At 61.9% G+C, this 7,666-nt stretch carries 6 protein-coding genes and 3 pseudogenes; all 9 read right to left on the reverse strand.

Features of this window, described 5'->3' with window-relative positions; translation table 11 throughout:
* Positions 1–54: 54 nt before the first annotated feature.
* Positions 55–729: pseudogene (locus tag PYV00_RS11950) on the reverse strand (GDP-mannose 4,6-dehydratase); the annotation flags it as partial.
* Positions 726–1,487: a glycosyltransferase family 2 protein gene (locus PYV00_RS11955; RefSeq protein WP_275228496.1), complete on the reverse strand. Its 762-nt coding sequence runs from the start codon at positions 1,485–1,487 to the stop codon at positions 726–728. The gene PYV00_RS11955 and the pseudogene PYV00_RS11950, both read right to left, overlap by 4 nt.
* Positions 1,488–1,623: 136 nt before the next feature.
* Positions 1,624–2,721 (reverse strand): acyltransferase family protein, encoded by a 1,098-nt coding sequence (locus PYV00_RS11960; RefSeq protein ID WP_275228497.1) that lies wholly within the window; start codon positions 2,719–2,721, stop codon positions 1,624–1,626.
* A gap of 4 nt (positions 2,722–2,725) precedes the next feature.
* Positions 2,726–3,637 (reverse strand): glycosyltransferase family 2 protein, encoded by a 912-nt coding sequence (locus PYV00_RS11965; RefSeq protein WP_275228498.1) that lies wholly within the window; start codon positions 3,635–3,637, stop codon positions 2,726–2,728.
* A 4-nt stretch (positions 3,638–3,641) separates the two neighbouring features.
* On the reverse strand, positions 3,642–4,280 hold the full coding sequence (locus PYV00_RS11970; protein ID WP_275228499.1) for a class I SAM-dependent methyltransferase: 639 nt from the start codon (positions 4,278–4,280) through the stop codon (positions 3,642–3,644).
* Between the two features lie 8 nt (positions 4,281–4,288).
* Positions 4,289–4,444 (reverse strand): annotated as a pseudogene (locus PYV00_RS24415) (acyltransferase); the annotation flags it as partial.
* A 364-nt stretch (positions 4,445–4,808) separates the two neighbouring features.
* Positions 4,809–5,660 carry a hypothetical protein gene (locus tag PYV00_RS11980; protein ID WP_275228501.1) on the reverse strand — a complete coding sequence of 284 codons (852 nt, stop codon included), beginning with the start codon at positions 5,658–5,660 and terminating at the stop codon, positions 4,809–4,811.
* Positions 5,657–6,778, reverse strand: a complete 1,122-nt coding sequence (locus PYV00_RS11985) for a glycosyltransferase (protein WP_275228502.1) — start codon at positions 6,776–6,778, stop codon at positions 5,657–5,659. Before PYV00_RS11985 ends, PYV00_RS11980 begins: the two co-directional genes overlap by 4 nt.
* 44 nt (positions 6,779–6,822) lie before the next feature.
* Positions 6,823–7,578, reverse strand: a pseudogene (locus PYV00_RS11990) (IS5 family transposase).
* Positions 7,579–7,666 lie beyond the last annotated feature (88 nt).

Here is a 7,666-nt window from a genome sequence, read left to right on the forward strand (position 1 = left end):
GACAACCGATCCTACCGGCCATCATAGTCGCCGCTCAACCGGCCATCGTAGTTGTCGCCGCGCATCCAAGTTGCCCATGAACAAGCATGCCTCAAGGCCTTGGCTGATGTTAGCAAGGCCTCGGGTGATTTTGCGCGTCACGAAGGTCTCGCCGCGCCGTGGGCTTTCATGATTGAAGAGGATGCCATTGCAGGCACACATGCCATAGGCCTCGCGGTAGTTGACCGTGATCCAGTAGGCATAGAGTTTGGCGACTGCGTAGGGGGAGCGGGGATAGAATGGTGTGGTTTCGCGCTGCAGAATTTCCTGCACGAGGCCATAGAGTTCGGATGTCGAGGCCTAGTAAAATCGGGTCTTCTTCTCCAACCCCAGAAAGCGGATTGCTTCGAGCAGTCGCAGAGTACCTATGGCATCGACGTCGGCGGTGTACTCGGGCGCCTCGAAGCTGACCGCCACGTGGCTTTGAGCGCCAAGGTTGTAGACCTCATCGGGCTGTACCTCCTGCTTGATCCGCGTCAGGTTAGATGTGTCGGTCAGATCACCATAGTGAAGCTTGAGTTTTGGTTCGGGCGCATGTGGGTCCTGGTAAATGTGATCGATCCGCTGCGTATTGAACGACGAGGCTCGGCGCTTGATGCCATGCACTTCATAGTCCATTTGGAGCAGATACTCGACGAGGTAAGAGCCGTCTTGACCTGTGATGCCGGCGATGAGTGCACGCTTGGTCATGCGCTGGTGCCTTCTTTCATGATGAATTGACTGAGCTTGCTGAAATTCTTCCAGGCAAGCGTTCCAATGCCCCCCACGCCGTTGCGGCGAATGGCAACGAGGTCTTCTCTGCTCTTGCGCAGTATGTGGCCAAGTGACCGGTTACTCTCGCCGCCGACGCGCATTTTCACGAGCACTTCGGGAATATAGGCAAGCGTGATCCCGCCCTTGACGAAATAGCGCAGCATCGCATCATAATCAGCGGCGATACGCATCTCGGTGTCATAGAGGCCCCAGCGCTGGAACACTTCGCATCGCAAGTAGAGTGTTGGGTGGGGGGGCATCCATCCACGCCGGAGCCTGGCCATGTCGTAAGAGCTTGACCGCCATTGGCGGATGACGTGCGTCAAATCGTCGGCTGCAACGTATTGTAGGTCGCCGTAGACCCCATCGATGCTTGGATCGCCGAACGCCGAAGCGACTTTCGCGAGGACGTGGTCATGCGCGAAAACATCGTCGGAATGCATGAGGCCGATGACCTCACCACTGGCTCGCGTGATGCCGCGATTGATGGCGTCGTAGATACCGTGGTCCGCTTCTGAACGAAGCCTAGTCGAAGCGTTGGCGAGGCGCTCGATGGTCGCCACCGTACCATCACTGGAGCCACCGTCCTGAATGACATGCTCAACCGATGCGTAAGATTGCGCCTGCACGCTTGCGACGGCTTCGGCAATGGTCGCGGCGCGATTGTAGACGGCGGTGACGACGGTGATTTTCATGGGGGGCACAGACGGTTGTCATTGACGGGAGCATCGGTTGTGTCCGCGAACTGGATTGGGGTGCCCGAGCGGGCCCGCTGGAACAGCATAGGTTAATTATCGGCACAGCCAGGCGAGAGCTGGGCGTTACTCATTTTTAACCTGCACTCGATACGTCGCTTGCCGGCGCGTTGACGAGGCTGCGGGCATAGGCCATTGCAGGGCGCTCGACCAAATTGTGCAGTAGTGCGGCGCCGGCAAGCGTGAGCGCCAAGCTGCCGGTCACGACCACAAGGGCGGCGACTCCGGCTTGCAATTCAGCCGTGACGGCCAGTTTGTTTGCGAGGCTGATCACCGGGAAATGCAGCAGGTAGATCGCGTAAGACCAATCGCCGAGCCGGCGCGCGACGCCACCGGCCCGCTGCCCCCCCTGCCGTTCGTATTCGGTCGCGCCGAATATCAGGGCAGCGACGAGCAGGGCCAGCGCTATCTGCATCCCTGGATTGTCGATAAGCACCAAGGCGCCCTCGGTCGCGAGCGACAGCGCCGCTGACAGCAACCATAAGCCCACGAAAGATATTTGTGCCCCGCGCCACAGCACGCGCGCATGGAGGGGCGAGGTCTTGGCTTGCGCCAACATGGAGGTTCCAACCCCGATGGCGAAGAACTGGAAGTACTTCGCCTCCAAAAAGGCTGGGAACAGGCCCGGGGCCCCGATCCGGGGAAAAACGAAAAAGGCCGCGACGAGGGCTGCGAGGGCCAACCAGCCGAGACGAATGTCGAGGATGAACAGCAGCATGACGCTGTAGAACACCATCTCGTATTGAAGCGACCAGGCGACGATGATGACCGGCGCGCCGGTGCCACCGGCCACCGCCGGATCCTGTGGCAACAGCAGGAGAGCCTTTGTCAGTGCCAACCATCCCGTCGGTATGCCGCCCTCGCCGAGTCCCGTCCATTTCATCACTATCAAGAGCAGGGAAAACAGAACCAGATACAACGGATAGATTCGGAACACACGTTTCGCGACGTATCGCCAAGCGCGATCTGGTCGGCCGAAATCCCGCGCGTGGACCTGGTGAATGATGAATCCACTCAACACAAAGAACAGGAACATCCCAGCATAACCGAACTGGGTGACAGCACCGGCCCACGGAATGCCGAAATACTTGGGCGCGGCCAGCGATGCCCCGAGATGGAAGGCCATCACGCTCAGTGCCGCCCATGCCCGGAGCGATTGCAGTTGCGTCAGCATCGGTCTAACTGTCCCGGTCCGGGGTGACGTCGATGCCCAGCACCGCCTTGATCGCCGCCGTCGCATCACTGCCATGGCGCTGCATGTGTTGCTCCACCTCGAACAGTTTGGCGTCGACCAGGAAACGATACCAGAACCCCTGCAACACGTGGAATGCCGTGCCCTCGCGCCCGTCGAGGAAGCCCAGCCGGATGATGTAGCGGTAGGTGAAATAGATGAAGGTCCGCGAGCCGCCGGGCAGGCAGGCATAGAGGTGCTCCTTGATCCAGCGTTTGACCCCTGCCTGCTTTCCGCCGCGCAGGTCGGCCACCGTCTCGTGGGCCATAAAACGGTACCGCAGATTCAGCAAGTCCACCACTTCGCGCGACGCATAGGCGTTGTGTTTCGCGGTCCACCAGGTGAGCGAGTTCAGGTTGTCGTCGACGATCTCACCCGAGAAATCCACGGTCGGGCCGGAGAGGAGGACATGCTCGTCCATCCAGCGATCCTCGCAGCGGCCCCGGCCGTGCCGGAAAAGCCGCAGCACGCGTACCGGGAACACGCCGCCCCAACGGATCGGCCTGCCGAGGAACGTCATCCTGCGCGAGACCCATGCGCCGTCGATTTCCGTGTCCAGCACGGCCAGCTGCGCGCCGATTTCTCGGGCCAGATCCGGGGTCACAATTTCGTCGGCGTCGAGTCGGAGCACCCACTCCGTGTCCTCCGGCAATTGATCGAGCGCCCAGTTGAACTGGGTGGCATAATTGCGCCACGGGTTGAAACGAACCACTGCTCCAAGTTTCTCGGCGATCGCGACGGTGCGGTCCGTCGAACCAGAATCAGCGACGAAAACCCGGTCCGCGATCCCGGCGACCGAGCCGATCGCCTGGGCGATATGCTGTTCTTCGTCGCGCGTGAGGATGATGACGGTCAGCATCAGCTCAGGGCTTGCGAGCGACGCAGATCATGGATTTCGCCAGGGGCGCGATGCGACCGACACGGCGGAAGCGCAGGTCGGTGAACCCGGCCTCGCGAAGAAGTTCCCCGAGCGTGGCGTAGGACCAGAACTTGATGTGCCCGTGGTCCCAAAGCGCCGTGAAATGGGCATCCATTTTTCCGGTTACCGCCATCACGAGGTTTTTCAGGTAGCCGTGGTACGGGGTCGAGACGATCACGGTGCCGCCGGGTTCGAGCAGGTCGAAGAGATTACGTGCATAGTCGCGCGGCGCATAGATATGCTCGACAACCTCAAGGCTGACGACCACCGGGAAACGGCCAAATCTCGCCGCGAGGTCATCGTAAGCCGAGCCGTGTTCAAGCCGCAGTCCAGGGTGATGCGCGTTGGCTTGTCGGATGCCCTCCGACGATGCATCGACCCCCGTCACGTCCCAGCTACGCGCGGCCATCTCGGCCGAAATGCTGCCGTTTCCGCATCCGAGATCGAAAACCCGCTTGTCGCCGGGCGTCTGCGACGCATGCCGATCGAGTTCCGTCACCAGTGCCGGCAGGAGGTAACCGTGCGAGGGATTTAGCTCGGCGTCGCCGTAGCGATACCCGTCGACATCTTTGATATTACTCATGAATTCATCTTCCCAATCGGTTTGGCCGGATTGCCGGCGACGATCCATCCGGGTTTGATGTCCTTCACTACCACTGCGCGCGCGCCGATGACGGCGCCGGCGCCAACCGTAACGCCGGGGCCGACGAAGGCGTCGGCGGCGATCCAGACGTCCTCACCGATGAGGATCGGCGGCTTGATCAGTGGCCGGTCGGGGCGGCTGAGATCATGGGTTCCGGCACAGATATGCGCGCCTTGCGACACGGTTGCACGGTCGCCGATGGCGATCGGGCCGAGCGCATAGAGGGTCGCCCGGTCGCCCACGGCGCATTGCACTCCGAGGTTGAGGTTCCAAGGAATCGAGATGCGCGCGCTGGGATAGACGTGCGCTTCGGCGCCGACGCGGGCACCGAAGCGGCGCAACAGCCAACGCCGCCAGCCCCACATCGGTCGCGGACTGAGTGCAAACAGCGGGCGTGCCGCCGCCCAAGCCACCCGGCCGGCCTGCTCGCGCCGGCTCCAGCTGCGGGTGCTCCGATTGGCGCCGACGTCAAGCTTTTCCACGAGCCGCGCCTCCATCCGTGTCCGCGCTTTCGGGTGGCTCCAGGTCATAGTCCCAGCGCGCCAAATGCGGCGCGAGACATGCGGTGATCTCGTTCCGGAGGTCGGCACCCTGTAACTCGCGCCAGCGCTGGGTTCGGCCCTTGTTGAAGGTCAGGCTGCCGCCATAAATGCGTTCAATCAGCTCCGGGTCGTCGGGGACGGGCCGTCCGAGGTGGCGGCAGATCGCTGCGACCGTCGCGGCCTGGCGCTCCGCTGTGCCGTCCCCCTTCGGACCAATGAGGTCTTCAAAGGAAACGCTTAGCACGTCTTTGCCCGCCGTCCGCCAGCCTTCCGCGCGCGTCAAGACCTCGCTGAAGGGCCGCAACGTATAGCCGCTTCCCGCCCCGCCGCGGATTAGCCGCGCCACCTTCTGTTCGCGTGAAAGTCCGGCAAAATCGGGATACATGAAGTAGTCCGGGCGTCCGTCGATCCAGTCGGCGAAGGAAACGAGGATATCGCGCGGGTCGCGGCGGATGACAATCATGTGGACCGATTGCGCGCGCAGGAGCGCCAGCAATTCGGGGCTGAATGCGGCGTGTCCGCCGACGATCTTGCCGCGAAGCTTGCGAAGGCTGTGGTGGATATAGCCGGGGCGCACGCGGGCCTCGGTTTCGAGGCCGACGTCGATGCCGCTTGCGCTGCCGCGCAGCAACCGCTTGGCCGCCGCGCCGCGCCCAAACAACAAGTTTGCCGCGATCCCGTTAAACGGCCCTTCGATCCCAAGCGTGTTCAGCGCCGAATAGACGAGGTGGTTGCCGGATTTCCAAATGCCGGTCACGAAGACGGTCTTCTCGGTCATGTGGTTGCGTTCCCCGCTGTGGCCAGCACGTCACGATAAGCAGTTTCGGCGCGGGCGGCGACCGCGTCCCAGATGAATTCGTCGAGCATCCACGCCCGACCCGACCGGCCCATCTCCCGCAACGCCTCGCGCGGCATGGCCATCGCCTGACGAAGGGTCTGAGCAAGCGGTTCGACACCATGGTCAATCCACCAACCGCAGCCATGCGTTTCCAGTCCGCTCCACGGCGCACCCTTTGTGCTGATCACCGGCGTTTCCTGAATCAGAGCCTCGGCCACGGTGAGTGCGAAGTTCTCGGTCAGGCTTGTCAGCGCGAAGAGATCGGCATTTGCGAGGACATGATCACGCTCGCCCCCGAAGATCGGCTCCCGGAAAGAGACGCGGGGAATACCGTTTGCGGCCACCATGGTCTCCAGATGGTGGCCGGTGCCATCTGTGTCGGGCCCCGCAATTGTCAGTTCCCAGTCCGGGAAATCTGACGCGACGATTCCCCAAGCCCCGATCAGCCGGTCGAGCCCTTTGATCGAATGCAGTCGCCCAAGCGCCACCAGTTTGCGCGGCGTTTCCTGCGGGCTACCCACAACCGGCACCCGATCAATGCCGTTCGGAAAGATCGCCACGGGTTGTCCAAGTCCGTAGGCACGTATCTCGTCGCGTTCGCGTTCGCAGGTCGCGTGGAACGCGGCGGCGTGACGAAAACAGCGTTCTTGGTAGAGAACCCCGACAAGACGCTTGTTCCACGGGGAATACTGCAATGCGTTCGGTGCGAGCATGCCATGAGTCGAAACGAGATACGGGCGGCGGTTTCGCGCCGCCCATCGCTCCACCGCATGGGAGGCATACATCCAAGTCCCATGCAGGTGAACCAGATCGAAGTCCCCATTGCCATCGCCGAGCGCGCGCGCAAGGCCCGGTGCATAGCCGAGTCGGGCAGGGCCGCGCGTCCGCAGGACCGTCGCGGGTGCGCCTTGCCACTTTTCGCTGTCGCCATTGTTCCATGCCTCATCGGCAAGGCCAAACACGCGCACCGAATGTCCGCGACCGACCAGAGCCCGTGACAGGCCCTCGACGGCAACCTTGACCCCGGAAGCCCGGGTGGAGAGGCGCCCGGCGACCATGGCTATACGAAGACTTGACGACACCTAGGCTCAGGACTCGTTGATCAGAGCCAGAAGAGCACGGTGGCCACGAGAGCGAGGGCTGAGAAGAAGACGGTTGGACATCGATCGTAACGGGTTGCGACGCGGCGCCAGTCCTTTAGACGGCCGAACATGATCTCAATAAGGTTGCGCCGCTTGTATCGGCGCTTGTCGTATTTGACCGGCAAGGAGCGGGATTTACGACCCGGAATGCAAGGCTTGATGCCTTTTTGCTCAAGTGCGTCCCTGAACCATTCAGCGTCATAACCCCGATCGGCCAGCATCCACTGCGCCTTTGGCAGGTCCTCGAGCAGGGCTGCCGCGCCCGTGTAGTCGCTGATCTGGCCGGCTGTGATGAAGAAACTCAAGGGGCGGCCGTCGGCATCGGTGACGGCGTGCAGCTTGGCATTCATACCGCCCTTGGTTCGTCCGATCAGGCGCCCGAGGTCCCCTTTTTTACTCCAAGGCTGGAAGCCGTGCGGTGGGCGTTGGGATAGGTCGCATCAATCATAACGGTCTGAGGCTCGGCACTCTGGGCAGCGAGGCCCCATCATCCGGGTGAACACGCCCATCTCGCCCCACCGCTTCCAACGGTTATATAATGTCTTATGAGGCCCGTATTCCCGGGGTGCATCGCGCCAGCGCAGGCCGTTGCGATTGAAGAAGATGATCCCGCTCAGGACCCGCCGATCATCGACACGTGGCTTCCCATGGTTCTTAGGGAAATACGGTGAAAGCCGTACCATCTGCTCGTCGCTCAGCCAATACAGGTCACTCATGCTCAGTCTCCTCGCGGAAACTGAGTTAGCGTCCGCGGTCGTGGTGTAATTTCCGGTGTAGATTGAGGTGCCGCAGGTGGTGGGGCAT

Origin of the sequence: Novosphingobium album (ex Liu et al. 2023), from assembly GCF_029076845.1 — a bacterium.
Classification (GTDB): Bacteria; Pseudomonadota; Alphaproteobacteria; order Sphingomonadales; family Sphingomonadaceae; genus Novosphingobium.